The sequence below is a fragment of the Nocardioides sp. BE266 genome, assembly GCF_031457855.1.
Lineage (GTDB): Bacteria > Actinomycetota > Actinomycetes > Propionibacteriales > Nocardioidaceae > Nocardioides.
This window is the reverse complement of record NZ_JAURTI010000007.1, coordinates 125,635-152,393: the sequence shown is the minus strand read 5'-3', so window position 1 is coordinate 152,393 and position 26,759 is coordinate 125,635. Positions and strand designations below refer to the sequence as shown.

The window sequence follows — 26,759 nt, the reverse complement described above, 5'->3', positions numbered from 1 at the left end:
TGTCCGGGGCTCGACGCGGGCGGTTCATTCAGTCGATCTGCGAAGACTCGGCGTACATCAGCGCCCACCATATTCGCAGAGTTTCTGTGAAGTCGCGGAGATCGGCACCCGTCGTGTGCTCGTAGCGGTCGAGGCGATAGCGCAAGGTGTTGACGTGGATTGAAAGTCTCGACGCGGCGGCGGCGACGTTCTTGTCGCACTCGATGTAGGTACGGACCGAATCGATGAGTTCCGCTCCGCGGGGAAGGTTCGCGAACACGGGCGCTATGTAACGTTCGACAAGTGCCTCACCCAGCCGGGGTTGGTTGAGCACGGCTGACACTAGTGCGACCTCGTCCCAGCTCACGATCCCGACGCGACCCAACCGTAGGGCCACATCGAGCAGGCTCCTCGCTTCCGCGTACGCCGCAGGGATGTCGGTGATCGGCACGGGACCAAGATGGAGCAGCGTGAGACCTTCGGGACACCGTGCCGGCGGCGAGGACGAGATCCCGGCGATCACGCCGTTGACCGTGCCGAACATGACGTCGTCATCCGACGGAATCGCAGTACCCAGGGTGCGGAGGAGTTGGTGGTCGCTGGGCGGGCGGCCCGACGAGCATGCCATGACGTAATGCGGCTGGTCGAGCCGGAGGCCCTGCGCGGCGCAGACCTTGGTCAACTCCTCGTCTCGGTAAGTGCCGGTGAGTAGGTTCTGCACGAAGGCGAACCGGTCCAGTTCTCGACGCCGGGTCAGCTCGATGAGTACCTGTTGACGTGCGTTGACGAGCTCGCTGCTATAGCTGTCGGCGAGCTGCCAGAGGCGTCGTACGCCCTCCAACGCAGTGTCGAGCCCGACGCCACGGGCCGTCGCTTCCTCGAGGAACGCGTCTCGCAGACACCCAATGACTGCACGGTAGGCTTCGACAACGTCCTCGACTGGAATCCCTTGAAGGCCGCGCAAGCGGCCCGTCGAGCGCTCGTCCTCGACCACCTCGGGTGGAAGTCGAACCTGGCCGCGCAAAGTGGCCACCACCCGCGCCACGTTGCGCTCACTGGAGCGCACCAGATCGTCGACAGGCACATCGGAGTACGACTTGAACCTTGCGAGCTCCTGGAGCTGCAGCTCAGTCAAGCGGTCGAGGTCATCCTCCAGATGATCCGCGATCGCTTCGAGGGTGGTCTCCTGCTTGCCATCAGAGCTCATAGTCCGCCTGGACTCCCACGGGGCACGTGATCTTGTCGCCGACATTTCCCGGGTCTTGTGCCGATCCACGAATACTCGCTAGCGACCTTCGTGCGCTTCTCCGTAGTTGTGACACCTGGCTGATCGTAGCGTTCTGAGCAGCCGAAGAACCCCGTGCCGAACGGATCGGCCGGGGCGGAGTTCGGTCGGCCAGACAGCGAGGAGAAGTGATGAGAGTGGCGGCTACGTTCGTGGTGACAATGCTGGAGGCTGCACAGTGACGACCCCGCGCCTGAACGAAAAGGTAGCCCTGGTCGTCGGGGCCGGCTCGTCGGGGACTCAGATGAGCAATGGGCGAGCGACGGCGATCAGGTTCGCGCGAGAGGGAGCCAGGGTGGTTGCCTTCGACCGCGATCTGGCGTCCGCTGAGGCGACCGTCGCATCGATCGAGGCCGAGGGCGGCGAAGCCCTCGCGGTGGCCGGTGACGTGACCCAGCCAGCAGACTGCCGCCGAGGCGTCCAAGCCGCCACAGACAGATGGGGGCGACTCGACGTCCTCCACAACAACGTCGGGATCCTGCGCCGCGGGGGCATCCTCGATCAGTCGCTCGAGGACTGGAACCTCGTCCTTCAGACGAACCTGACCGGCGTGTTTCTCGCCTGTCAGGCGGCGATCCCGGCAATGATTGAAAGCGGCGGCGGAAGCATCGTCAACGTCTCCTCAGCAGCCGGCCTGCGCTACGTGGGCGTGCCGTATGTGGCTTACTCCGCCTCAAAAGCAGCAGTGCTGCACATCACGGCGACCACAGCTGTGGAGCAGGCAACAAACGGCGTGCGCGTGAACGCCGTCGTTCCCGGCCTCATCGATACGCCGATGGCGATGGGATCGCTTCGCGGCGCCTACGGCGACGAGGACGTCAAGCAGCTCAAGCAGATACGCGCCGAGCAGGTCCCCATGGGGCGGATGGGCGACCCATGGGATGTCGCAAACGCAGCGCTTTTCCTTGCCTCCGACGAGGCCGCATACGTCACCGGCACCCACATCATTGTCGACGGAGGCCTGACCTCGAAATGCTGAGCGTCCCGAGCGACAACCTCGCAAGAACAACGTGGGGGCACGGAAACACAACGTCCGCCGCGCCGGTGCCGCGCTCCGACTCGGGCGAGACGTCCCTGGCGTACACCATTCGTCACGCCATGGTGCCCGAGCCCGACATGCTCATCCACCGTTCTGGCAGGCACCACGTGAGCCGCTCTGGGTCTGGCGGCCGACGGTCGGGCGCTGCCGGGAGCCCCCAACTCACCCGCATGCGTGCCCGTCATGCCTGCGGATTCCTCTTGGTTCCCGTGCAGCGGCCCGCGATTACCGAATGGATGGTTATGTAATGCGCGATGCATACATCGTCGCTGTCGCTTCGACGAACTTCGGTCGGCATCTGGATCGTAGCCACTCCGACCTGGTCTCCAGCGTGGTCGACGAGCTGGCGGCCGACGCCAAGCTGGAGGATCTCACCCTTGCCGAGCAGATCTGGTTCGGCAGCTCGTTTCTGGATGCATGGGGCCAGCCGAACGTCCGAGGACAAGCCGTTCTGGCCCCGTTGGTCGAGTCCGGAAAGCTCGCCAACCGAGTGCCGATCGTCAACGTCGAAGCGGCCTGTGCAACATCAGCCAGCGCCCTCCACGGGGCGGTGACGAGTGTCAGGGCAGGGGAGAGCGAGGTCGCGGTCGCGCTCGGCGTGGAGAAGATGCACTTGGGGGAACGCGCCCCAGCCGGGACGATCCTGGACCTGCTTGCCGGCTGTGCCGAGCGTCTCGATAAGGGGCGCCTCGAGTCCATGTACGCCGCGGCGTCTGCGGATGTGGGCAGGACGTGGGGAGCCAATCCCGATGTCAGCATGTTCATGGAGACCTATGCGGTGCAGGCGTGTCTGCACATGGCCCGTTACGGCGTCGGGGTGGAGGCTCTCGCAACGATCTGCGCCAAGACACACAACTACGCCGCTGAGAACCCGCTTGCGCAGTACCAGTTCACGCTGACTCCGGAGCAGGTTCTGCAGGATCGGATGGTCGCTACGCCTTTCACGCGATCCATGTGTGCCCCGATCAGCGATGGGGCGACGGGAGTGATGGTCTTCTCGGCCGAGTGGCTTGCTCGTCAGGACCCCGATCTGCGGCGCAGGGCGGTCCGCGTGGCGGGAATCGGGATTGCGTCCGGAAGCTACACGCGGAACCCGAGCGAGCCGACACTGAGTCGGTATGCCGGTCGCCGGGCCTTCGCCCAGGCGGGTCTCCGGCCCGATCAGGTCGACTTGGTGGAGGTTCATGACGCCACGTCGTACGCCGAGATCCTGCAGTTGGAGATGCTCGAACTGTGCCCGGAAGGCGCAGCGGCAAAGCTCGCCCTCGACGGAGAGACCGGACCGGGCGGCTCACTGCCGGTGAATACATCTGGAGGTCTGGTCGCCAAGGGCCACCCGGTAGGCGCGACGGGGCTATCCATGATCTACGAGCTCACGAAGCAGCTACGGCACGAGGCGGGCTCGCGTCAGGTGCCCGACGCGCGCGTGGGCCTGGCGGAGAACGGTGGTGGCGTGCTCGGACTCGAAGAGGCCACCTGCTTCGTCACCTTGCTGGAAGGAACACGATGAATATCGCCGAAGTCCTCGCCCGCGGTGCCGCTGATGCACCTACCGAGATTGCGTTGGACGAACCCGACCTTGACCGGGTGACCACCTATCAAGAACTTCTCAACCGGTGTTTGCTTCTAGGGGCGGGGCTTGCCGGCCAGGAACTTCGCCCAGGTGATCGTGTCGGGCTGCTCCTCGACAACTCGAGGTCATACGTTGAGGCGTTCTTCGGATCGCTCGCCGCCGGACTGATCGTCGTCCCGCTCAACACTCGGCTTACCGCCGACGACTTCACGTACATGATCAACGACGCTGGTTGTCGCGCCATCCTCACCGAGCCAAGATTTCTTCCGCTCCTCAATGCGGACGCAACCTCCGGCCGACTCGTGGTCGACATGTCAGGCCAGTCGTCACATATGTCCGCCGACGACCTCATGCGCGGCCAGGAACCGATCGCTGTTGTTCCGCGTGAGGACGTTGACATCGCCTCGCTGATGTACACGAGCGGCACGACCTCGGCTCCAAAGTCGGTCATGTTGTCGCATGGGTCTTGGCACAGTGTGATGGACACAGCGCAGCGGCTCCTACCGATCAGCCGCGGGACTCGGGTTCTGCACGCTGCGCCGCTCACGCACGGCGCAGGTTTCCTCATGCTGCCGACGATCCAGAACGCCGGTACGAATGTGGTGGTTTCGCGATTCGACCCCGTTGCTACCGCTGGGCGTATCGCTGCTGGCGAGGTTGACGGGCTGTTCCTCGTCCCGTCGATGATTCGGATGTTGCTCGACGCCGGCGGTCCGGACTGGAGACCGCATGAGCGTTTCGCCTGGCTGTACTACGCAGGCTCACCGATCGACTCGGAGACGTTCTTCGAAGCGGCTCGCGTGTTCGACTGTCGGATGCTGCAGAGCTTCGCGCAGATGGAGACGCCGTTGTTCCTGAGCGTCCTCGACGCGGAAGGGCATCGCAAGGCGCTGGCGGACCCGGACTCGCCATGGGTACGATCCGCAGGCAAGATCCTGCCCGATCGTGAGGTCCGGATCGAGGCACCTGACGGGACGGCGGCTGCGACAGGCGTCGTTGGCGAGATCGTCGCTCGTTCGCCGCAGATGATGACGGGGTACTGGAACCGTTCAGATGAGACCAGAGCGGTCATCCGCGACGGTTGGCTGCACACCGGAGATCTCGGCTATATCGACGAGGAGCAGCGGCTCTTCGTGGTGGATCGACTGAAGGACATGATTGTCACAGGGGGCTCCAACGTCTACGCCCGTGAGGTCGAGGACGCCCTTGCCGATGCGCCGAACGTCGACCAGGTTGCTGTCGTGGGCTTGCCGCACCGCATCTGGGGCGAGGAAGTCGCAGCATTCGTGGTCGGCACACCTGGCGTCGAGGTCGATGAAGCAGAAGTCATCGCCCACTGTCGAGCAAACCTGGCCTCCTACAAGGTGCCGAAGCGGGTCATCCAAGTGGAGTCCTTCCCACGCAACGCGTACGGCAAGGTGTTGAAGCGAGAGCTGCGAACTCAGTTCAGCCGCTCCGTGCAACCATCACACGGAACCTGACGATAGATGCCTGCGCGACCACGGACCGCCTACCCGTCGGTTGGGAATGGGCACCGTTGAACACGGGACACAGCTCAGTGGTCGTCGTGACCGACTCGGCGGGTGTCGCGATCCCGGCCGCAGCGTTCCGATGGTCGGGTCACTGTGATGGGATGCTCGATACCGGGTGCCATGCACCACCGATTGGTCCGCCGCGAGCAGGGCCGCATGTGCCTTGGTAGTAGGGCAAGGGACGTTCCCGGGTCTGGAGGATTGGTTCGACGATGCGCCATTCGGGACTGCTGCACGAATAGGTGAACCTGTCACCGGTTCGTGTGAGCTCGCCTGGGCGTTGGAGCTCAATGCACAGTCACGCGCCGGCTCGGGAGAGGACGCCTCGCCGGCGTTGTAATCCGCTCCACATCAAGCTCGCGGACTTCGTCCTCTCGTCCATGGCCAATCCGCTGGCGGCTAGCGACGATGGACGTCGTCGGACACCACGCCCATCACCTCGTCCGGGTGCACGAGGCGGGTTCGCGGCGAGAGGTGAGCGACCCGTCAGAGAACGTCGAGGGAGATCCCATGCGGGCTGATGATGTGTACATCCTGGGAGGGGGCGCCTCGCCGGTCGGGCGGCAGCCGGAGCGAACCTTCACCGACCTGATCGCGGAGGCTGTGCGCGAGGCCTTGGCTGACGCGCAGGTCGATCGGGAACTGCTGACGCAGATCTGGTTCAGCAACTACATGATGGACTTCTGGGGCCAGCGCGCATACCGCGGCCAGGAGGTCTCGACCCCGCTCGCCGTGGCCGGCCTGCTGCCTTCGGGCCTGCCGATCATCAATGTCGAAGGTGGCTGCGCCAGTGGGTCGCTGGCCTTCCACGAAGCGTGGAGGCACGTCCTGGCCCGGATCGACGACGTGACGATCGCGATCGGTGCGGAGAAGGTGAACGATCCGACGAGACCGGCTTCCGAGGCGCTGGATTGGATCGGTGCCGGGGCCGGCAGCCTCGATCCCGACGCCTGCTGGGCGCGGTACCACGAGCTCGCAGCAGACCTCAGGACAACCTGCTCATGCTGAACGAGGCGGTCCTCCAGTTGCGGGGCGAGGCGGGGCGATCCAGCTGCAGGATCCCCGCACCGCGCTGGTGGAGAAGGGCGGCGGGATCGTCGGTCATGACGTGGCGGTGTGCTCGGTGACGATCCTCGAGCGCAGCCGATAGCGAATAGGGGAAGGAAGCAGATGCGGGTAATCGACTACTTCGACCAAGGGGCGCGGATAGACCCCGAGCGCTGGTTCACCATCACCGACGAAGGCAACGTCACCTACCGACGTGCGCAAGCGCAATCGTGGCAGATCGCCCGCGGTCTCTATGCCAGAGGGTTCCAGGTCGGCGACCGGGTCGGTGTGCTCGGACCGAACGCCAGCGAGGGGCTCATCGCGATGCTGGGGCTGTGGCGTGCCGGCGGCGCCTGGTCGCCTCTGAACCCGTTGAACGCCCTCGGCGCCACCATCGACTTCATGAACGAGGTCGGCATCAAGTGGCTTTTCCTTCATTCGCGCTTTGCAGGCCAGGTGGCGCGCATCCGCGCCGAGGTCGGCTCGCTCGCTCACGTGGTGTGCCTGGACAGGCCCTTCGTCGGGGGGGAGGCCATGGAGGACTTCGTCGCGGCGGGCGCTGACACTGAGGTGCCCGACTGGAGTGATCCCCACGGGGCGTCGGACGTGATGTGCGCAGCCTGGCCGACCGGCGGCACGACGGCAGCATCGAAGGCCGTCGAATGGACCAACCAGGTGTTCGCCACCTTGATGGACATCGCTACCCGGCACTGGCCGGCGGCCGACCGTCCGGTCAATCTCATGGTCGCGCCGATCACGCATGCCGCAGGGGTGATGGCCGTCATGCTGGCCGCACAGGGTGGCACGGTGGTGATTCGGCCGGGGTTCGACGCCGAGGACGCCCTCGACCATGTCCAGCGTCACGGCGTCACCCACATGTTCCTGCCGCCGACCGCCTACTACCGGATGTTGGAGTGTCAGCGTTCGCGAGCACGCGACACCTCCTCGTTGAGGATGATGCTGATCTCGGCCGCGCCGGTATCGCCAGACCGATTCGCCGAAGGCGTCAACGCATTCGGACCGTGCGTGGCGCAGTCCTGGGGCCAGGCGGAGGTCCCCTTCATGGCGACCTACCTCTCTCCCGAGGACGTCGCCGCTGCCGCGGCCGGCGATCGCCCCGAACGGTTGCGCAGCTGCGGACGTCCGACCTTCTCATGCCAGGTGCAGGTCATGGACGACGACGGGAATCTCCTGTCAACGGGCGACCGCGGTGAGCTGGTGGTGCGCGGTCGCCTGGTGACGGTCGGCTACTTCCGGCGCCCGGTCGAGACGGCCGACGTGCGCCAGTTCGGGTGGCATCACACCGGCGACATCGGTTACGTCGACGACGAGGGCTACCTGTACATCGTCGATCGCAAGAAGGACATGATCATCACCGGCGGCTTCAACGTCTATCCCGCTGAGGTGGAGGCCGCTCTCCTGGCGATGCCTCAGGTCCGCGATTGCGCGGTCGTCGGCATTCCCGACGATCAGTGGGGCGAGTCTGTCTGCGCCATCGTCGTCCCGACCGACCCGTCGTTCGCCGACGCTCAGATGATCATCGCGGCCGCGAAAGCGGCTCTCGGGTCCGTGAAGGCGCCGAAGACCGTTCGGTTTGTGGGCGAACTCCCGTCCACCGCCGTGGGGAAGGTCGACAAGAAGGTCATCCGTGCGCAGCTCGCCGAGGGCCGTCGCGCTTCGAAGAGGTGACACCCCATCTTTGCTGGGCCCGCCGGGGTGTCCCCACGGGCGCGACCGTGGGGACACATCGGCTAGTCTGCGGCGCCCTCGAGGATCGTCACCGCGCTCACTGCGTTGTCGAGGCCCAGCAGTCCGCCCCCGTTCTCGACCAGACCGATGCGAGGGTCGCGCACCTGGACCTCCCCCGCCTCGTGGCGCAATTGGAGGACGACCTCGTGAAGCATGGTCAGGCCGGTGGCACCGATGGGGTGGCCCCGTGAGACCAGGCCACCCGACGGGTTGACCGGGATCTGCCCCCCCATGCGGGTCGCACCGGATTCAGTGAAGGGGCCTCCCTCGCCTCGGGCACACAGGCCGAGGTCTTCGACGAGTGCGATCTCAGCGAAGGATGCGGCATCGTGTAGCTCGACCAGGTCCAACTCCGACGGGGCCACCCCTGCCAGCGCATAGGCCTCCTCCGCGGCGCGCACCGGGGCCCGGCGCTTCTCCCAGGTCGTCGCGCCGTCGGTATCGATCAGCCCGCCCCGAAGGGAGTGCCCGCGGACCAGGATGGCCCTGTTGCGCACTTCGCTCGGCTGCGCGTCGAGGTACCGCTGGGAGCACACCAGCACGGCTGAACCGGCGTCGCCTCGCGGTGCGCACATCGCGCGGGTCAAGGGCTCTGCCACCATTCGGTCACCGAGTACCTCTTCGATCGTCATCGGGAACCGGTACTGCGCTCGTGGGTTCCCCACTGCATTGGTGTGGTTCTTCGCAGCTGCGTAGGCGATCTGCTCGATGGTGGTTCCGTATCTCTTCATGTGTGTCAACGCGAACACCGAGTAGGCGTCCATGCCGAGAGAGCGGTTTGGATCCTGTTGGAGATCGAGACCGTGCTCCGCTGCGATCGAGCGGAACGGCCCCCAGAACAGATCGGGGTCGAGCATGTTGCCGGTGCCGTCCATCCACTGCAGGAACTCCGATGCGGAACGGGACGGGTCATGCATCTTCTCGACTCCGAGCGCCAATGCCAGATCGGCACCTTGGCGAACGGCCGACCAGGCACCGTTGAACGCGACCGAACCGCTCGCACACCCGTCCTCGACGTTGATGATCGTGTTGCCGTTGGGGAACCTGCCGCTCAGCATGAGCGGCGTGAGGACCGCTTGACCGCGGACGGCTCGTTGACCCCAGAAGTCCATCAACGAGTTGGAGAACCAGGTCGCCTCGATGCGATCTCGATTCTCCAGTCGGGCATCGTCGGCAGCTGCGTCGAGCGCGGTGGCGACGAGGTCGGTGAAGCTTCGCTCAGGGTGCTTGCCGACCGGGGTCGAACCGACACCAACGATGTAGACGGGCGCGGACATGGGACTTCTCCTATCTGCGGTGCCCCATTCGAGAGGCGGATCAGCGATACGGACCGCGGTTCGCGGTCAAGTGATGCCGAGCTCAGTAGCTCTCGACAAGTCGGTGCTTCATCACCTTTCCGAGGGTGTTGCGCGGCAGCTCGTCGATCACCCGGATCTCGGAGATCCGCTGATGCCGTCCCAGTCGGCCGTTCGCAGTTGCACGCAGGTCCTCGGTCACTAGGTCAACTCCGGGTGCCGGCACCACGAAGGCAACTGGCGTCTCACCCCAGTCGGGGTGGGGCACTCCGACCACCGCGCACTCCTCGACGGCCGGCTCCTGCCGGAGGATCTCTTCGATGTCGATGGGATAGATGTTCAGGCCACCAGAGATGATCATGTCCTTCTTCCGGCCGCGCACGTAGATCCAGCCGTCGTCGTCGATCTGCCCCAGATCGCCCGTGCGCAGGTAGACGCTCCCGTCGGGGCCGTGCCAGATCAGCGCCTGGGTCGCAGCAGGCTCGTTGTGATATTCGCTCAGCATGAAGTTCGATCGTCCGACGAGTTCGCCGATCTCACCTGGTCCCAGCTCCTGCCCGTGGTCGTCGACCACGCGGAACTCACAGCCCGGCATCGCACGGCCGACCGAGTCGAGGCGCCCACCCATCTGCCTCGGATGCATGACCGAGGAGACGCCCTCGGTGAATCCCCACACCTCGCCCAACGCGTCGTCGGACAGCTCGCGCAACCGCTGCTTCATCTCCGGGGGCATCGGCGCTCCAGCGGTCAGGATGAACTTGAAGCACGACCAGTCCACCTCTGTGACACCGGGATGCTTGAGCAGTCTCGCTCCAATCGTCGGGACGATGAAGGAGACGGTCGGCCGGTAGCTCTCCACGTCGGAAAGGAACCGGTCCACGTCGAAGCCTTCGGCCAGGTGCGATCGCGCTCCGACGTAGATCGCCGGCAGCACCACCATCCATGACCCGTTGGTGTGGGGCGGTGTGGTCAGGTAGAGACGCGTCCAAGGCTCGAACTCGTAGGCGGAGGCGTAGCTGGCCGCCATCGCAAGACGCGCCGCGTGGGTGTGCAGGATCCCCTTCGGCACACCGGTCGTGCCGGAGGAGTACACGACCGTGAATCCGTCCGTCCCCTCGAGGACGACCGAGGGAGGTGCGGTCGAGGCCATCCGCCGCTCCTCCCGGAAGTCGATGCTGCCGGGAAGGTCACCCTCGGCTGTGACGACGCTCGGCCGCTCGCCGTCGGGAAGGAGAGCCAGCGCCGCCTCGGCGAGCTCGAAGAACCTCGCGCTCACCAGAAGGTGACTGGCACCTGACTTGGTCAGTGTGCTTGCGACCACCGTGGGATGGAGCATGGTGTTCAGGGGCGCGATCACGCCTCCGGCCCGGATGGCGCCGAACGCCATGTGCCACGTCCAGTACGACGAGTCGGCCAGCATCGCGACGACGTCCCCCTTGCCCAGTCCCAGGCCGATGAGGGCGTTGGCGTTGGCGTTGACCTCCTCGGAGAACTCTCGCCAGCTGTACTCCCGGCGAGCATCCGACCAGGCGATGTCTCCAGGTTTGGAGCGGGCGTTCATCTCGATCATGTGGGACAACGAAACGAACGGTTGCGGAATCGTCACGAGGCTTCCTTCGTCTTGGGCGGCAAGGGTGGCGCGATTGCTGTCTGTGCACGCCTGCGAGCAGGGGAAGGCACCTGCCTCCCCGGACCCAGGACGCGCACCGTCGGGTTGGTCGGGTCTTCTGACGGGCTATCCGTCGCCGAGGTAGGCGTGCTCGAGCGTCTTGTCGGCTCTCAACTCCGCAGCGGACCCCGACGCGACGATGCACCCGTCCGCCAGGACGTATCCGTGGTCGCAACAGCAGAGCGCCACCTCGGTGTCCTGCTCGACGATGAGGATGGCCTTGCCCGCGTCTCGCATCACATCGACCGCCTGCAGGATCCGGTCGAGGACCACCGGAGCAAGGCCGAGGGACGGCTCGAACGCTCAGCCATAGTGAAAACCTCCGTTGCGAATCGGGTTCGTCGAGTCTGGCCGAGGTAGGTTGACAACACTATGTCTCGGGATCTCAGAGTTACCGGCCGACATTTGTGAGCACGTACAGTGAGCAGAATGGGCAACATCGACACCGACGCAGGCCGGAGCGTCGCCGCCAACGGCAACGCCGGCTTGGGGGGTGGCATCGATGAGGCGCTGGCACTCGTAGCCGACAAGATCCGTCAGCAGGTGCCCTACCTCCGACTGCGTCAGCTCGAGGAGCTCCGAGCCTTCTCGCACTACGAGCGTGTCCCGTTGGGAGACTTGGAGCGGTCGACCGAGCGCAACGTCCTGCGGATCGCGGACCTGCTCAGCGGACAGAGGGACGCGTCCTCGGCGCTGCTCGAAGAGAAGGACGTCAGCACGCGTCGGCGAGTCGACCAAGGCGTGCCTCCCGAGGTCGTCCGAAGTGCGCACCGGGCGGTCGTCGCGATACTGGTCGACGAGTTCGTGGAAATCGGCCGAAGCGAGGGGATATCGACCGACGCCGTGCTGGCAGGGGTGCGGCGCATCTGGGATTGGACGGACACGGTCGTCGACAGCATCGTCGAAGACCGCCACGGAATCGAGCTCGAGAAGTCGATCCGGCGTGAGGGAAGGCGCGCGGACTTCTTCTCGCGCGTTCTCAACGGTGGCTTCCCCACTGAGGAGATCGCCGAGATCGGTGACTTCCATGGGCTCAAGGCAGAGACGGACTACTGGCTCACGTTGTTCGACGGACAGGACTCTGCCGCAGCCAGCCTCGTCGAGAGACTCGTGCCCAGCACCCTGGACCGCTCGATCGTCGGCTTCGTCCACGGCCACCTGGCGGCGCTCACCACGGCGGCTGTTCCCGATTCCCAGGAGTTCAGCACGTCCTTGATGGCGTGCGTGGGACCGTTTCGTCCGGCATCGATACATGAGGGCGTCGGCCTCGCCCTGGAGCTGCTGCGCAGCGCGCGGCTGTTCAACATCATGGGTGTGGTGACGTCGAAGAACCTCGCCTTGCATCTCGCGCTTCTGCGGCAGCCGGAGGTGGGTGAGACCCTGTGCGGTCAGTACGTCGCTCCGCTGGGTGAGGGCGCTGCGGCTGAGGCGCTGACCGAGACCTTGCGGACCTACCTGCGCGAGGACAAATCGGTCCAGCGGACCGCCGAACATCTGTTCGTCCACCCCAACACGGTGCGATATCGGCTGGAGAAGTTCCGATGTTCGACCGGTGCAAATCTCGACCGCACCGACGAGACGGTCCGGGTCTGGTGGGCCCTGGAATACGACGTGATCCGGCAGAGGACAGGGACGGACGAGTCGTAGCCGAGCACGCCGGCCTCACTCGAGGCGACCCCCGGCCGAGCCCATCGACGACGACCGACTCTAGCGGGGCGGCCATCCGGAGGCCGCCGTCCATGCGGTTCGTCGCTCCGTTGAGGTAGCCGTGCTTCATGATCATCACCGCCGGCTGTGCGTACTCCGACGGACGGCCCATGCGGTCCGGGGAACTGGACGCCGAGGTGAGGCCGGTCCTGAACTCCTCGCTCACCGCGGACAGCAATGGGGTGTCGACCATCCCGGGCGCGACGGTGCAGACCCGGATGCCGTAACGGGCGAGGTCCCGCGCCGCAGGGAGCGTCAGGCCGACCACCCCACCCTTCGACGCGGTGACTGCCGCCTGTCCCTCCTGACCGTCACAGGCTGCGATCGAGGCCGTGTCGATGATGACACCCCGCTGTCCGTGGTCGTCGGGATCGGTTCGTGCGATCGCCGCTGGCCCACGAGCAGGCACGGTGAACGTGCCGGTGAGACTGACGTCGACGACTCGCCGGAGCCACGTGATCTCATGGACTCCCTGGCGACCGAGGATGTGGGTTGACCGGGCTACCCGCCGCGGTTGAGGAGGGCGCCAAGCGGTCCGTTCCGGGTCGCTGCGTCCACAGCCATCCGGACGTTCTCCTCGACGGTCACATCGGCGCCGATATAGGTGACCCCGTTCGCCTGCTGCTCGACGGTCAGGCTCACGAGCGTCGAAGGCGGGTCTACCGCATAGACGCCGAGCTCGACGAACTTGGCGGTAGTCGCCGCGCCGGGGCCCGAGGCGGCCCGGTGACGATGGCAGCGCAATCTACAAGTCGCATTGGCTTGCTCTCCGGGCCTGTCGCGCGACGATCCGCATTGAAGGGCGCGTAGGCCCCGGTGGCGGCTGGGCGACCGCCCGGACTGGGTATGCGTCCGGCCGCCCGATATCGAGGCACGACAGATGTCTCGGACATCGGCGGCAGAGTCAGGCGTCGCCGTACGGGCTCCGGACACCTGCTTCTCGGCACACGTGCCCCATCTCTTCAAAGGCACTGCCGAACTCGAGTGTGTCGTCGCGTCCCATGACGTGGTGCATGTTCGCCGCCACGTCCTCGGGACTCACCGCGCCCTGCGACGTCCATCCTCGGGATTCGACGACGAACACCTCCGCGAAGTGCCCTCCGCCGGCCGAGAAGGTCTTCATCGTGTGACGAGATTCCTCGGATGCCAGGTAGACGACCAACGGGGCGACCAGTTGCGCATCCATCGCCTCGGGCAGCCCAGCGGCCAGGCCCTCCGCGGCCATTCGGGTCGCGGCCACCGGGGCGATGGCGTTGACCTGGATGTCATGCCTGGCGCCCTCCAGGGCGAGCACCTTGGTCAGACCGACGACGCCACTCTTGGCGAGAGCGTAGTTCGACTGCCCAAAATTGCCGAACAGTCCGGCGGCCGAGGAGGTGAAGACGATGCGCCCGTAGTTCCGCTGCTTCATGTGCCGGAAGGCCGCCTGGGTGAGGAAGAACGGGCCGGTGGCATGTCCCTGCATGACCGTGTCGTACTCCTCTTCGGACATCTTCGCGAAGGTGCGGTCGCGCAGGACTCCGGCGCTGTTGATGACAACATCGCAAGAGCCGAAACGGTCGATCGCGGTGTCGACGACCTCTGCGGCGGAGGCCTGGTCCACTACTCGCACACGCGACGCTGCTCCCTGGCCGCCCAGAGACTCGATCTCAGCCACCACCTCGTCGGCTGCGGCAGCGCCTCCTGCTCCCTGGACGTTCGACCCCGGGTCATTGATCACGACGCTCGCTCCCCGACGAGCAAGCTCGAGAGCATAGGTCCGGCCCAGCCCTCGCCCACCCCCCGAAATCACGGCGACTCTGCCAGCGAACGACATCATGGTCGACAAGTCCTCTCCTTCGCATCGGAAGCTCGACAACAGCCGAGTCAGGTCGGCACGACCGCGGGTTCGAACGGGTACCGTCAAGCGTCGTGACGGTACCGGTGCGCAAACCGTGCCGTCAAGTGACGCTCGTTCATGCGTCCCTTCATTCTTCCGATCAGGTACCGATTCAGTGTGATTGGTACCGTACGGACGAATGCTCCTTCTGTGAGACCGTCATCCGTAAGGTGTGCGGGGTGTCGGAATTGACTAATGCGCGTCGCGATGAGTTGCTGACTTCATTGGAGAGCTTGATGCTGGCACGTGGCTTCGCCAAGCTCACTGTCGCCGACATCGCCCGCGAGCTGCGTTGCTCGCGGCGTACCCTCTACGAACTGGCACCCAGCCGCGACGACCTCGTCGTCCGTGTCATTCGACGGTTCTTCGCCCGTACCGGGCACGACGCCGAGGTCGCCATCACCTCAGCCAGCACCCGCCGTGGACAGGCGCTTGCCTACCTGGCCTCACAGGAGCTGGCGCGCTCGAGCCCAGAGTTCCAGGCCGACCTGGTGGCGTGGCCACGCAGCAGGGAGATCCTCGACTTCCATACTGTTGCCGCCCTCAACAAGCTCCAGGCGTTGATCCAAGCCGGCATCGAGGAAGGGGAGTTCCGTCCCGTCAATGCCCGCCTCATCGCCCGAGCCTGCTTGGCCGCCATGTTCACCTTCCGTGACCCGCAGGTCGTTGACGATGTAGGCCTGGCATACATCGACGCCATGACACAGCTGTACGTCATCATCTTCGACGGAATCCAGAATCCCGCCTGCTGACCACCTCTGCCTGGACGATGTTCGTGCTCGTTCGCGGTCTGCTCACGCAGTGCCCGCCCCCGCCGATGGCCGGTCTCTATCCTGAATGCAGTATGGAGGTGCCGATGTTGAAGCCAGTGGTCCGCCCGGCCTCGCTGACCGACCTCGCCTACAGCGAGCTGGGGGAGGGTGCTCTCGGGCCGACAGCTGAACGGCGGCCGGGTCAGCGTCGTGGCGTTGGCCGAGCAGTTGGGCATGAGCCGGAGCCCGGTTCCGTTTCGCGGGTTCGGCGACGCGACTGTCATCGGTCTGCCCGATGGCATCTGGGGTGAGGCAGTGACGGCGGCGTTGACCGCGACTTCGCCGGGATCGACACCGACGCGGTCCTTGATGCGTGCCGCGCGGCCGTGTCTGGCTATCGGGTCCCGAAGCGGATCCAGTGGGTCGAAGAACTGCCCCGCAACGCCTACGTGAAGGTGCTCAAGTGCGACCTCCGCGACCAATACGCCCGCCGCGGTGATGGCGTGGCGGGTTCGAACACAAAGTAGGGCTGGAGCTCCTCTTGATCACACGTTTGGGACCTCGGTGTCGGCGGCGTGCACGATCTGGCGTAGCTGCGGAGACCGTTCACGCTGCCAGATGGGCAGTGCCTCGATGTAGGTATCCACGCGGCGCCAGCCATCGGGGCGGCCATCGGGGCGGTGGTATCGCCGGTCCGTGACGTGCAGAGCGGCGACGGTGGCGGGGCCTCTTCGGGGATCGACATCGCCTGATCCGGTGGTAGTCAGGTTGCGCTGGACTCCTCGGTGGCGCCGATCTCGAACGTCGCCACATAGTCCAGGGCCGATTCGAGAGCATCCTTGAGTGGTGAGACGTCTCGGGCGACCTGGGCGAGCAGCATGCCGCCTTGGAATGCCGCCAACAGCAGGTTCGCCAATCGTGCAGGGTCGGCCGCTTCGCTCAGACGAGACTGCTGTTGGAGGCGTGCGAGCGCGTGTTGGAAGATCTCTTGCCACTGGGTGAACGCGGCGGCGAGCTCGTCACGGACGTCGAGGTCGGTCTTGATGATCTCGCTGGCCAGCGACCCGAGGCTACAGCCGTAGGGTCGTTCCTCCCGGGTGTAGAAGGTGACCCACTTGCGGAACGCCGCGAAGTCCTCGAACCCGTCGAACTCCTCGCCACGATGAAATGAGAGCACCCGGTCTGCCTGCCAGGCGATCACTCCTAGGACGAGGCTCTCCTTGGTCGGGAAGTAGTGGCTCAGTTGTGACCCACTCACGCCGGCGGCCTGGCGGAGCTTTTCGTTGTTCGTGGCTTGGACGCCTTCGGTGTAGATGAGCTCGGCGGCCCTTTCCAGGATCCGGGCGCGGGTGGCCTGGCCCTTGGCCGTGAGCTGGCGGTGCTCGGGCGGTGCCGTCGTCGTCTTCACGCCGCCACTCTACCCCCTGAATGGGCTTGACAGCCCAGTCGAGTACGTGTTCACTCTGCAACTGGGCTTGTAAGCCCAGTTCGACCTAGTCGGGCGACCACCCATCAACGCTGAGGAGTTCGATCACTCATGTCTCGTCTCACCGCCCCCGCTCCGGCCGAGTTGACCGCCGACGTGCAGAGCAGCCTCGACCAGGTCCAGGCGCAGTTCGGCTTCGTTCCCAACATGTTCGCCACCCTTGCGGCAAGCCCCGGCGTCCTTGACTTCGTCATGACCGCGCAGGCCAAGGGGAACCGGCTCTTGGACGCCAAGACCCGCCACACCATCGCGCTCGCGGTCTCGGATGCCGACGGTTGCGACTACTGCCTGGCCATTCACACTGCTGGGTCGCTCCAGGGCGGCATGACTCCCGAGGACATCGACCTGTCGAAGGCCGGAGGCTCGGTCGACCCAAAGCGCGCTGCGGCGGCCCGTCTCGCCCGAGAGGTGATCGCGACCCGCGGGCACATCAGCGACGCGGGCCTCGCCGATATCAGAAGCGCCGGCTACGCCGACGCTCAGATCTTGGCGATCGTCACGCTGGCCGTCCGAGCACTTCTGACCAACTACCTCAACAACCTCAACCAGACCATCATCGACATCCCCGTCCCCGCGGTCGAAGCCGGATGAGCGACCTCTAGCTCATCACCCGTCCGCGGCGAAGGTGACGCTCGACTGGGTTGTCGAGATCACTGGTGCGGCGGCCGGCGTAGGACCGCCGGGCCCGACGGCGACCGCCTGCGACCGGGTGAGGGAGCAAACCGCAGAAGAAAGCTCTGCCGAACCCGATGACACCAACCTGATGGCATCCGTACCGATCACACGGCCGGGCCCCAGCTCACACAATGAAGAAAGCAGCATGACATGGATCTCGACAAGCTCATGGACAAGCACCTCAGCCGCTACTTCGACGGCTCCAAGACCATCCCGGAGGAAACGGTCCAGAAGTTGCTGACGTTCCTGCGCTCGGCGCCTACCTCCACGAACATCCAGCCCAATCACTACTACGTCCTCTCCACGCCGGAGGGAAAGGAGAAGCTGGCGGCGAACCTGGGGGAGCGGTTCGCTGACAATGGCGAGAAGATCCTCAACTCTTCACACACGATCATCATGACGACCCGTGCCGATATCCCCGAGGAGCACTTGGACGCTGTGTTCGGCAAGGAGCGTGAAGACGGCCGGTTCCCGACTCTGGCGAAGCAGGAGCACTGGGAGTCGATGACGCGTGACTTCGTGAACCTGCGTAGCTTCACCTACAAGGACACCCATCACTGGATGGAGAAGCAGACCTACATGGTGCTGGGTCTCGTGATGATGGCTGCCGCCGAGCTGGGTGTGGAGGCCATGCCGCTCGAGGGCTTCGACCCGATCACCGTGGACAACGCCTTCGACATCCGCAAGAGCGGGCACACCACCACCGTGTTGCTGGCGCTGGGCTACCCAGACCTGGAGAAGCAGTACACGACCGCGATCTCTCGCTTCGAGCCCGAGCAACTGTTCACATTCGCGTGAGCGGGGCGATCCAGTAGCGATCTAGTAAGGAAGTGCGCGTCATGGATGGACAGGACCTGCAAGACCTCGCCAACGAGCATGCGCAGACCCTCCCAGAGGTCACGGTCGAGCACCGGGACAACCCACCCTGGGTGACCTACAAGGTGGCGGGCAAGGTCTTCATGCTGATGACCGATCTGCCGGGCCACCCGGTCGTTACCGTCAAGGCTGACCCAGGCGATGCCGTAGCTCTCCGCGAGCAGCATTCGGAGATCAGCGCCGGCTACCACATGAACAAGACGCACTGGATCACCGCAAAGGGTGGCCCCGGCCTGAACGAGAGCCTGGTGAAGGAACTCGTCAACGACTCTTATCAGCTCGTCGTCGACAAGCTGCCACACTCCAAACAACCCGCAGGGACAACGCCGCCAGGCCTGGTCTCATCGAGTTCGTCGTGACCGGGAAGGAGGCGCTGACCGATGACCCGCCGATCCTGAACTCAGTGTCCTGGCCGCACAGTCCGGACGCAGCGTGGCGACCCGGCGTTAGGGTGCATGGGTGGACACGAGACGGCATCCGATGAAACGCGGACTTCGCGGGGCGTTGGTCACGACCCTGCTCGTGCTCGTCGCCGGGTTGACCGCTGGACCCGTGCCGGCCGCGGCGGCCCCCGTCGCCCCGGGGCCTGGGCTGGACTGTATGCGTGGTGACGGCTCGTTCAAGGTCGTCAGCCAACGGCTGGTGACGCGACCCTCAGGAAGCGTCAGCGTGTTTGCCGACATCCGCAACACGACCCGGCAGTGGCGCCGTGACATCCGTGGCCAGCTCTGCTTCTACGACGCAGCGGGTCGGGTGATCGGAAACGAGCTCGCGATCAGTGATCCGCTGGTCGTCGGGCCGCGTCGTCGTTCACCGTTCGTGGTCACCGACACCGCCCCGGCCGGCTGGCGTTCCTACACCTTGCGGTTCACCAGCAAACGCAGTCACCGGCACACGGTCGACAAGCGGGTCAAGGTCACCACCGGGCACATCGGCGTCGACTCCACCGGCAGCTTGAACGTCCCGGTCCGGGTACGCAACCGTAACAAGTTCGCGATCCGGCACACCGCCGTCTACGTCACGCTTTTCGATGCTAGTGGCCGCATCCTCAGCTATAACGAGGGCTACAACTACACCAAGCCCGCCAAGATCCGCCCTGGCCGCACCGGGCGGTTCACCGCGTTTGCCTTCGGCTACTTCCAAGGCGTGCACCGAGCCCGGATCCAGATCGAGACCTGGCGACACTGACGAACGGCGGGATGACCCATCACCGCTCCGTCCCAGCCTTCCCGTAATTGGGATTCCGTCAGGGTCGAGGAGCCGCATCGTCTCCTGATCGTCATGGCATGCGCGCGGAGCGTCCTGACTCGCCTATCGACACAGGTCGATATTGGCGCCGGCGGGCGACGGAGAGGCCCTGGACGCACCCGTGTGCGAAACCGACCGCGCCGCGGGTTTGAGACCGTCGATCCTCGACGCGCAGTCCGACGGTGTGCGTCTAGGGCAGGTCGCCGCCCACCCGGGTCAGCGCCGTTCTTAGCCGCCGCGATCTTGGTGCCACCGCCCGTGGCCCGGCTGGCCTATGAGCAAACAGCATGGTGGGCCGGCTTGACGACCGAGCGCAGACGTCGTCTACCCTTCGAACATGCGTTCGAGTGCCGTGGATGCGGAGATGCTACCCCTCGATCTCGCGCCGAGTGAGTCCTTCCCGCACCCTGGCCGCGACCATCACACCGGACCACTCGACCTGAACCGTCATCTGATCCGCAGGCCGGCCTCGACGTTCGTCGTCCGTCTTGCCGGGGAGGCGTTGGCCGATCTTGGCCTGTTCGACGGTGATGAGCTGGTCGTCGACCGGGCCTTGGACCCGGCGCCCGGGCGCGTGGTCGTGGTCGTGGTTGATGGCGAGCGGCGGGTTGGTGTGATGGAGGTCCGCGGGGGCCGTGCGCTGCTGGTCTCGAGCGTGGAGACCATCGCGCTCTCATCGGAGGTGGCCCCGTGGGGGGTGGCGATCTGCGGCATCCGGCACCTTCCCTTCGGGGTGTGAGTCATGACTGTCGCGACTCTTCCGGGCGCGACGCGTCCGGTGGCGCTGGTCGATGTCTGCTGCTGCTTTGTGAGTGTCGAACGAGCTCTGGATCCGTCCTTGGAGGGTCGCGAGGTCGTGGTGTTGAGCAACAACGATGGCGTCGTGGTGGCCGCCTCCCCGGAGGCGAAGGCCCTAGGGATCCGGACTATGCAGGATGCCTGGTTCCACCTCTCCGGTGACCCGCGCTACGCGGCCGTGGTCGCACGATCGTCGAACTATGAAGCGATCGCCGACTTCTCCTCGAGGTTCTACCGCACCCTGCAAACCCTGACCGACACGATGAGTGTCTACAGCGTCGATGAATGCTGGTGCCTCCTGGACCGCCGCGACCCGAGCAGACACGCGGCCGCTCTCCAGGCTCGCGTCCTGAACTGGGTCGGACTCCCCACCTCGTGTGGAGTGGGCACGACCAAGACGCTGGCGAAGGTGGCGCAACGCCACGGCAAGGCCATCGGCGTACCGCTGGTTGACATATCCAGTTGGTCCCGCCGCCAGACTGAGGAGCTCTTGGACCAGACCCCCGTCTCTGAGGTGTGGGGGATCGGGTCGGCCCTGACCCGCGGACTTGTTGGCATCGGGGTTCGCACCGCACTGGACCTGGCACGGACCGATCCACGGCTGCTGAGGAGTCGGTGGTCGGTTACGGTCGAACGGGTCGGCCGCGAGCTGGCCGGTACCGCGTGTCTGCCGGTGGGGTTCGAGCCGCCCGAGCGTGCGCAGGTGATGCACACCAGGATGCTCGGCGCCACCGTGGACACCAAGGCCGAGATGCGGGAAGTCTTGACCTCCTATGCCCAGGTGACTGCCCGCCGGCTCCGAGCCGAGGCGCTGGAGGCGGGAATGATGCAGGTATGGCTCTCCTCGTCCCGGTTCCGCGAGGGCGCCCGAACCGACACGAGCGGGGTCACCCTCGACCCGCCCACCAACGACCCCCTCGCCCTGGCCCGGGCATCGTGGCGCGTGTTGGACGCCATGGTCGACGGGCACCCTTACAACCGTGCAGGACTCCTGCTGTCCGGCCTCGCCCCGGCCGGGTCACAACCATCCCTGCTCACAGCTGCTGACACGCAGCTCGGCGACGCGGTCGCGAAGGTGGAGCAACGATTCGGCCGCGAGGCCCTGGGATTCGGCAGCGCCGGCCTGCGGGCACGACCACGTTGGTCGATGCGCCGTGAACGGCTCTCACCTGCCGCGACGACTCGATGGGATCAGCTGATGCGGGTGCGATGAGTCGGTGACCTCCCGGGGGCGTCGATGCTCCGCAGTGGAGGGCGTGACGGGTCACGGGCAAACCGGGGGTGCTGGGTCGACCGCGATCCGCGGCCGTCTGGATGGCTGCCAGGTAGCGTGAGCAGCATGTGCGGCCGCTATGCCTCTCGAACCACACCGGGCGAGCTCGCTCACCTCTACGATGTTCCGAGCGATGGCGCGAAGGCCCACGACCTGGGGGAGCGTTACAACGTCGCTCCAACCGACCAGATCTACGCGGTACTCGACAGGACCGATCCCGAGAACCCCGGCGAAACCAGGCGCGAGCTGCACGATGTCCGATGGGGCCTGGTCCCGAGCTGGAGCCGGGATCCATCAATCGGAACTCGCGCGATCAACGCCCGAATCGAGACCCTTGGCCAGAAGCCGATGTTCCGCAAGGCCTTCCAGCAGCGGCGCTGCATCATCCCCGCCGACGGCTACTACGAATGGGTCCAGCGCATCGACGAGGCCGGCCGTAAGTACAAGCAACCGTTCTGGCTACACCCCGCCGCCAACACGGGCCCACTCTCGTTCGCCGGCCTCTACGAGTTCTGGCCGGACCCGTCCAAGCCGGAGGACGCGCCCGATCGGTGGTTGTGGTCAGCAACGATCATCACCTGTGCAGCGACCGGCCCCGCTGGCGAGGTGCACGACCGCACGCCGTTCGTTATCCCTGATGACCGGATCGACGCATGGCTTGACCCACGGATGAAGGACCCCGACGAGATCGCGCCTGTCATGGCGCGGGTCCAGCCTCCGCTGTTGGGCGTCAGGGAGGTCTCGACGCGTGTCAACAAGGTGGGCAACGAGGGGCCCGAGCTGATCGTGCCGCTGTCGGAGGCCGAGCCCGTGGTGCAGTTGCGGCGCGCTGCCTGACCTGCTGCTCGCGCTCCACATCCGCGTGTCAGAAGAGTCCGTGTGAGAAGTGTCGTGGCTGCCGGCTCTGGGCCCAGTACGTGTGGACATGGTCGATCGGTCGGCTCGCGCCCTACCTTGGGGGCTCGACAGGGGAGTGCGTCCTGGAGCCTCGGGTCGAGTCCCTCGACGCCGGACTGGTACGCGGGCGGCTTACGAGCTGGCGACGGTTCGCTCCTCGGTGGGTGTCAGCCCGTACCGCCGCTTGTATGCGCGAGTGAAGGTGGTCGCTGAGGAGTAGCCGGATCTGATGGCTATCTGGCTGATGCGTGTCGCGGCAAGGGTGGGGTCTTGGAGGAGGCTGCGGGCGTGTTCTAAGCGTTTGCGGGTGATCGTGGTCGTGATGCTGACTGTTCCGGTGAAGGCGCGGTTGAGTTGCCGCACCGAGAGGCCCAAGTCAGCCGCGATCGAGGCTGGTGTCAGGTCAGGCTCGTGGAATCGTTGCTCGATGAGTTGGAGTGCAACGGCACGCCGTTCTTTCGATGCGTGGTCCCGGCTGGAACGCATCGCTCGGCTGTTGGCGTGCAGGAGTAGCTCAGCGGTGGATGCCAGGAACCGATCGATGCCGCCTCCGAGGTGGGAGGCGATGGCAAGGTGGCGTCCGCGGTGCAGGCTGAGGGCTGTGGCGTGGAGCACGGCGTATTGCCAATGGCCGGGGGTGAGTGGTTCGCGGGACAGGTGCTCGAGCTCACGACGATCCATCCTCATGTCGTCCGCGTGGGGGCGGAGTATGAGGATCCATGATCGTATTGCTGTTCGAAGCTCGACAGGTGTGGTGGAGACGATGGGTATGAGCTCGTTGTGCGCGAAGCGCTCCGTGTTGTCGCCGATCGTGACCTCGCTGCCACTGGCGACCCACACGACGTGCGGTCGTGCGTGTGGGGCCGCCGCCACCTGGTAGGTGCAGGGATCGGCAGTGCGCGAGTAGATCAGCCCACTGCGGGCGCCGGAGAGTGCCGTGGACACGCTGATGTGGCCGCCGGGGGAGGTCCCGGGAAAGCTCGGCCAAACGGCGCCGTGCGTCGCCTCGCCGACGAAGCGTTCGAAGGCTTCACGTCGGCGCGCGGGATCGATTGCCCGCGTATCGAGGCTGCGTAGTCCGGCCACAGGAACGCTATCTTGGTGGCCGGGTCCTACGCCCGGGCGGCGTAGGACTACCTAGGTGTTACCTCATCGGGGCGCGACCTCGCGCTGGTGCGGGCGGATCGCAACCAGCGGTCATGTGAGTTCGGGTCGTGTTGGGCCACAAGGAGTCGAATAGTGGGCGAGGGTGAGACCTATCAGGCGGCAGGGGCGAGCCTTCCCACTGACCTGACGAGCTTTGTCGGTCGCCGGGCCGAGCTGCTGGAGGTCCGTCGCCTCCTGGGACAGTCACGTCTGGTCACGATTTGCGGCAGTGCCGGTGTCGGCAAGACCCGACTTGCCACCCGCACGGCATTCAACCTTCGCCGGGCCTTCGATGATGCGGTCTGGTTCATTGACCTTTCGGGCGTGTCAGATCCCGCGCTGGTTCCGAGCGCAGTCTCGGCGTCGCTGGGCATCACCTCCCCACGGGGCGCCTCAGCGGCCGCGGTTGCCGCGTATCTGGGTGATCGACGGTGCCTGCTCGTCGTCGACAACTGCGAGCACGTGGTGGAAGCGGTCGCTGCGTTCGTCACGGAGCTGGTGACCTTGTGTCCCGCAGCGGTGGTGTTGGCGACCAGCCGGGAGCGGCTCATGGTCGAAGCAGAGGCCGTGTTCCCACTCATGGCCCTCGATATCCCGTCCGGCGACCTCCTCACACCGGTCAGCATCTCGGCGCTGGACTCACTGCGTGACGTCGAGTCGGTGCGTCTCTTCCTCGACCGGATGATGGCCGTGGCTCCCCACGATCATCTCGAGGCGGCTGACCTCGCAGCGATCGGGGAGGTGTGTCGTCGCCTTGAGGGCATTCCCTTGGCGATCGAGTTGGCGGCCGCCCGCAGCGTCGTGTTGTCACCTGGACAGTTGGTCGAGCGCTTGGCAGACCCCTATGCCCTACTGACAGGCGGCCAACGAGGTCGGCCGGACCGTCACCAGACCTTGCGAGCCTCCATTGAGTGGAGCTACCAGCTGTGCACGGCCGAGGAGCAGGACCTGTGGGCCCGCCTGGCTGTGTTCGCGGGCGGCTTCGAGCTGGACGCAGCCGAGTTTGTCGGATCGGCCAATGGCGCTGCTCCGGTCCTCGACCTGCTTCAGACGTTGGTGGCCAAGTCGGTGGTCATACGCCACCAGTCGGAGGGCCGGTCCTGGTATTCGATGCTGGACACGATCCGCGAGTTCGGGCGGGAGTCACTGCAGCGCCGAGGAGAGGTCGCGGCGACAACGAGGCGCCTGCGGGACTTCTACCTCCAGCTGCTCTTGGAGTGTGAACGGGACTGGATCGGCCCGCGACAACGCCAATGGCTTGCGCGGCTGCAGTTCGAGCAGCACAACCTGCGGACCGCCTTGGAGTTCTGTCTCTGCGAGCCCGGTGAGGAGGATGCTGCTCTCGGGCTGATCGTGCCGGCGTGGCGGTTCGTCTGGGCGGCTTGGGGCAGACAGGCCGAGCTTCACGGGTGGCTGAACCGCGTGCTGGATGCCACCAGTACGCCCACGCCGCTGCGGGCTCAAGCGATGGTTCTGCGTGGCCACCTGACTTCGGCGATGGGTGAGGTCGACCGAGGGGTCGCTCAGATGCGTGAGGCTCGCGAGCAGGCGATGATGGTGGGCGATCTGGTGGCGGTCGCGGCCGTGGACAGCGCACTCGCCGAAGTCGCAGGCGACGACGTCGCAACCATCGCCGCCTACAAGCGGTCACTCGAGGTCCTCGGCCGGGTTCCGGAGCTGATCGGTCGCGCGGGAAGCCAAGGCAGCCTGGCCCGCGCCTACACCCGAGTCGGCGACCACGACAACGCGACGCGGATCATCGAGCAGATGCTCCACGTCGGGCGCGAAAGCGGCGAGCGATACGAATGCTCGTTGAACCTGCTGGCGCTGGGCATGATGGCCCTCGAGCGTGGTGATGTCGAACAAGCTGAAGAGTTCGCGGCGCATGCGCTGCGGCTCAAGCGTGAGCTCGGCGACCTGGTCGGTGTTGCTTGGGCGCTGGAGACGCTCGGGGCGGTAGCTGCCGCACGGGGCGACTTCTCCCGAGGCGTCGAGCTGTTCGGTGCCGCCAGGGTGGTGTGGCGCCACTCCGGAGGCGTCCCGGGCGTGGAGTACCCGTCATATCCCCCCATCCCCGGACCCCGTAGCGTTTGGGAGCCGTTGGCACGCGCCGCGTTGGGGGAGAGCCGCTTCGATGAGGCCATCGCCGCCGGCGCGAGCCTTTCTCTGGCTGATGCCGTTGCCGGCGACGCGGCAGCCACGCCCCCATCGGGCTCCTCGCATCGAGCCCGACACGGCTCGGCGGGCCAGAGGCCACTGCTGACCCCGCGCGAACGTCAAGTTGTTGCACTGGTTGCTGAAGGACTGAGCAACAGACAGATCGCCACGAGGCTCGTTGTCACGACCCGGACCGCCGAGGGTCACCTCCAACGCGTGCTGGTCAAAGTCGGGCTCAACTCCCGGGCCCAACTGACCGCCTGGGCCAGGCGCAACCCCGAGCAGCTCACCAGCGAGTAGGTCACGTCCGGAACAGGTTCATCTGGGCGGTCCATCGAGGCCGGGTCCTCATCGGCCGCTTCGTGCGGAATCGGGACATCCACAACACCCACATCGGGACATCGCCTGGTTCGGTCCGGCGACGACTGGTCATCTACCGCTAGGCGAGCTTCAGTTCAGCCTTGGACTGAACGCGCCTCGAACGAGTCAGTGGGGGAGTACGGGGTGAGCGAGCGTCGCACGTCGGGCAGCGTCGAGGCAATACGCAACCCGGGGTTATCACCCCACGTTTCACCCCAAGCCAGGTTCCGCGTCTACGGACCTTCTCGATTGGATCACCTCTCGGAAGCTCGCCATCACGCATGGCGCAGTTCCCGATTCCCCGTCGGGTCGGGCATCGGTTCCTGCCGCACTGGCT

At 65.7% G+C, this 26,759-nt stretch carries 23 protein-coding genes and 1 pseudogene; 15 read left to right on the top strand and 9 right to left on the bottom strand.

What is annotated here, in order from left to right; all coding sequences use genetic code 11:
• Positions 1–28: 28 nt before the first annotated feature.
• The gene (locus tag J2X46_RS20225) at positions 29–1,186 is read right to left on the bottom strand and encodes a helix-turn-helix domain-containing protein (protein WP_310253761.1); all 1,158 of its coding nucleotides are present in this window, start codon (positions 1,184–1,186) and stop codon (positions 29–31) included.
• A 256-nt stretch (positions 1,187–1,442) separates the two neighbouring features.
• Here J2X46_RS20225 and J2X46_RS20220 point away from each other — a divergent pair, with 256 nt between their 5' ends.
• The 5 genes from J2X46_RS20220 (at position 1,443) to J2X46_RS20200 (ending at position 8,144) form a co-directional block, all read left to right on the top strand.
• Positions 1,443–2,243, top strand: coding sequence for an SDR family NAD(P)-dependent oxidoreductase (locus tag J2X46_RS20220; RefSeq protein ID WP_310253759.1), 801 nt, complete (start codon positions 1,443–1,445; stop codon positions 2,241–2,243).
• Between the two features lie 307 nt (positions 2,244–2,550).
• Entirely contained in the window at positions 2,551–3,813 is a 1,263-nt protein-coding gene (locus tag J2X46_RS20215; RefSeq protein ID WP_310253757.1) for a thiolase family protein, read from the top strand.
• Positions 3,810–5,357 carry an AMP-binding protein gene (locus J2X46_RS20210; RefSeq protein WP_310253755.1) on the top strand — a complete coding sequence of 516 codons (1,548 nt, stop codon included), beginning with the start codon at positions 3,810–3,812 and terminating at the stop codon, positions 5,355–5,357. The genes J2X46_RS20215 and J2X46_RS20210 overlap by 4 nt, the downstream gene beginning before the upstream one ends.
• A 459-nt stretch (positions 5,358–5,816) precedes the next feature.
• Complete coding sequence (locus J2X46_RS20205; RefSeq protein ID WP_310253754.1) at positions 5,817–6,416, top strand: hypothetical protein; 600 nt, start codon at positions 5,817–5,819, stop codon at positions 6,414–6,416.
• Positions 6,417–6,578: 162 nt separating this feature from the next.
• Positions 6,579–8,144, top strand: coding sequence for an AMP-binding protein (locus J2X46_RS20200; protein ID WP_310253753.1), 1,566 nt, complete (start codon positions 6,579–6,581; stop codon positions 8,142–8,144).
• Positions 8,145–8,206: 62 nt separating this feature from the next.
• On the opposite strand, the gene J2X46_RS20195 is transcribed toward J2X46_RS20200, so the two are convergent.
• From J2X46_RS20195 to J2X46_RS20185, 3 genes are all read right to left on the bottom strand, one after another.
• Positions 8,207–9,481, bottom strand: coding sequence for a thiolase family protein (locus J2X46_RS20195; protein WP_310253751.1), 1,275 nt, complete (start codon positions 9,479–9,481; stop codon positions 8,207–8,209).
• 82 nt (positions 9,482–9,563) lie between these two features.
• A complete protein-coding gene (locus J2X46_RS20190) occupies positions 9,564–11,060 on the bottom strand; it encodes a class I adenylate-forming enzyme family protein (RefSeq protein ID WP_310253799.1) in 1,497 nt (498 codons plus the stop codon).
• A 174-nt stretch (positions 11,061–11,234) separates the two neighbouring features.
• Positions 11,235–11,441, bottom strand: a complete 207-nt coding sequence (locus tag J2X46_RS20185) for a hypothetical protein (protein ID WP_310253749.1) — start codon at positions 11,439–11,441, stop codon at positions 11,235–11,237.
• 156 nt (positions 11,442–11,597) lie between these two features.
• On the opposite strand from J2X46_RS20185, the gene J2X46_RS20180 reads away from it, so the two are divergent.
• A complete protein-coding gene (locus tag J2X46_RS20180; RefSeq protein ID WP_310253747.1) occupies positions 11,598–12,815 on the top strand; it encodes a helix-turn-helix domain-containing protein in 1,218 nt (405 codons plus the stop codon).
• A gap of 91 nt (positions 12,816–12,906) precedes the next feature.
• Here the strand turns inward: J2X46_RS20180 and J2X46_RS24125 are convergent.
• The 3 genes and pseudogenes from J2X46_RS24125 to J2X46_RS20170 form a co-directional block, all read right to left on the bottom strand.
• Positions 12,907–13,335, bottom strand: a pseudogene (locus J2X46_RS24125) (SDR family NAD(P)-dependent oxidoreductase); the annotation flags it as partial.
• 41 nt (positions 13,336–13,376) lie between these two features.
• Positions 13,377–13,517 carry a hypothetical protein gene (locus tag J2X46_RS20175; RefSeq protein ID WP_310253745.1) on the bottom strand — a complete coding sequence of 47 codons (141 nt, stop codon included), beginning with the start codon at positions 13,515–13,517 and terminating at the stop codon, positions 13,377–13,379.
• A gap of 262 nt (positions 13,518–13,779) precedes the next feature.
• Entirely contained in the window at positions 13,780–14,691 is a 912-nt protein-coding gene (locus J2X46_RS20170; protein ID WP_310253797.1) for an SDR family NAD(P)-dependent oxidoreductase, read from the bottom strand.
• A 95-nt stretch (positions 14,692–14,786) separates the two neighbouring features.
• On the opposite strand from J2X46_RS20170, the gene J2X46_RS20165 reads away from it, so the two are divergent.
• Positions 14,787–15,506 carry a TetR/AcrR family transcriptional regulator gene (locus J2X46_RS20165; protein WP_310253743.1) on the top strand — a complete coding sequence of 240 codons (720 nt, stop codon included), beginning with the start codon at positions 14,787–14,789 and terminating at the stop codon, positions 15,504–15,506.
• Positions 15,507–16,269: 763 nt separating this feature from the next.
• Here the strand turns inward: J2X46_RS20165 and J2X46_RS20160 are convergent.
• Positions 16,270–16,914 carry a TetR/AcrR family transcriptional regulator gene (locus J2X46_RS20160; protein WP_310253741.1) on the bottom strand — a complete coding sequence of 215 codons (645 nt, stop codon included), beginning with the start codon at positions 16,912–16,914 and terminating at the stop codon, positions 16,270–16,272.
• Between the two features lie 129 nt (positions 16,915–17,043).
• Between J2X46_RS20160 and J2X46_RS20155 the strand changes: the two genes are divergently transcribed.
• The 7 genes from J2X46_RS20155 to J2X46_RS20125 all read left to right on the top strand — a co-directional run bounded on the left by J2X46_RS20155 (position 17,044) and on the right by J2X46_RS20125 (position 22,699).
• On the top strand, positions 17,044–17,583 hold the full coding sequence (locus J2X46_RS20155; RefSeq protein WP_310253738.1) for a carboxymuconolactone decarboxylase family protein: 540 nt from the start codon (positions 17,044–17,046) through the stop codon (positions 17,581–17,583).
• A 234-nt stretch (positions 17,584–17,817) separates the two neighbouring features.
• Positions 17,818–18,465, top strand: a complete 648-nt coding sequence (locus tag J2X46_RS20150) for a nitroreductase family protein (protein WP_310253737.1) — start codon at positions 17,818–17,820, stop codon at positions 18,463–18,465.
• Between the two features lie 41 nt (positions 18,466–18,506).
• Positions 18,507–18,902, top strand: a complete 396-nt coding sequence (locus J2X46_RS20145; RefSeq protein ID WP_310253735.1) for an MmcQ/YjbR family DNA-binding protein — start codon at positions 18,507–18,509, stop codon at positions 18,900–18,902.
• A 100-nt stretch (positions 18,903–19,002) separates the two neighbouring features.
• Positions 19,003–19,731, top strand: coding sequence for a hypothetical protein (locus J2X46_RS20140; RefSeq protein WP_310253734.1), 729 nt, complete (start codon positions 19,003–19,005; stop codon positions 19,729–19,731).
• Between the two features lie 397 nt (positions 19,732–20,128).
• Complete coding sequence (locus J2X46_RS20135; protein WP_310253733.1) at positions 20,129–20,530, top strand: S24 family peptidase; 402 nt, start codon at positions 20,129–20,131, stop codon at positions 20,528–20,530.
• Positions 20,531–20,533: 3 nt separating this feature from the next.
• Positions 20,534–21,802 (top strand): Y-family DNA polymerase, encoded by a 1,269-nt coding sequence (locus tag J2X46_RS20130; RefSeq protein ID WP_310253730.1) that lies wholly within the window; start codon positions 20,534–20,536, stop codon positions 21,800–21,802.
• Between the two features lie 126 nt (positions 21,803–21,928).
• Complete coding sequence (locus J2X46_RS20125) at positions 21,929–22,699, top strand: SOS response-associated peptidase (RefSeq protein ID WP_310253729.1); 771 nt, start codon at positions 21,929–21,931, stop codon at positions 22,697–22,699.
• Positions 22,700–22,891: 192 nt separating this feature from the next.
• Here J2X46_RS20125 and J2X46_RS20120 read toward each other — a convergent pair whose 3' ends face one another.
• Positions 22,892–23,845, bottom strand: coding sequence for an AraC family transcriptional regulator (locus J2X46_RS20120; protein ID WP_310253728.1), 954 nt, complete (start codon positions 23,843–23,845; stop codon positions 22,892–22,894).
• A 153-nt stretch (positions 23,846–23,998) separates the two neighbouring features.
• Here J2X46_RS20120 and J2X46_RS20115 point away from each other — a divergent pair, with 153 nt between their 5' ends.
• Positions 23,999–26,362, top strand: coding sequence for a LuxR C-terminal-related transcriptional regulator (locus tag J2X46_RS20115; protein ID WP_310253726.1), 2,364 nt, complete (start codon positions 23,999–24,001; stop codon positions 26,360–26,362).
• Positions 26,363–26,759 lie beyond the last annotated feature (397 nt).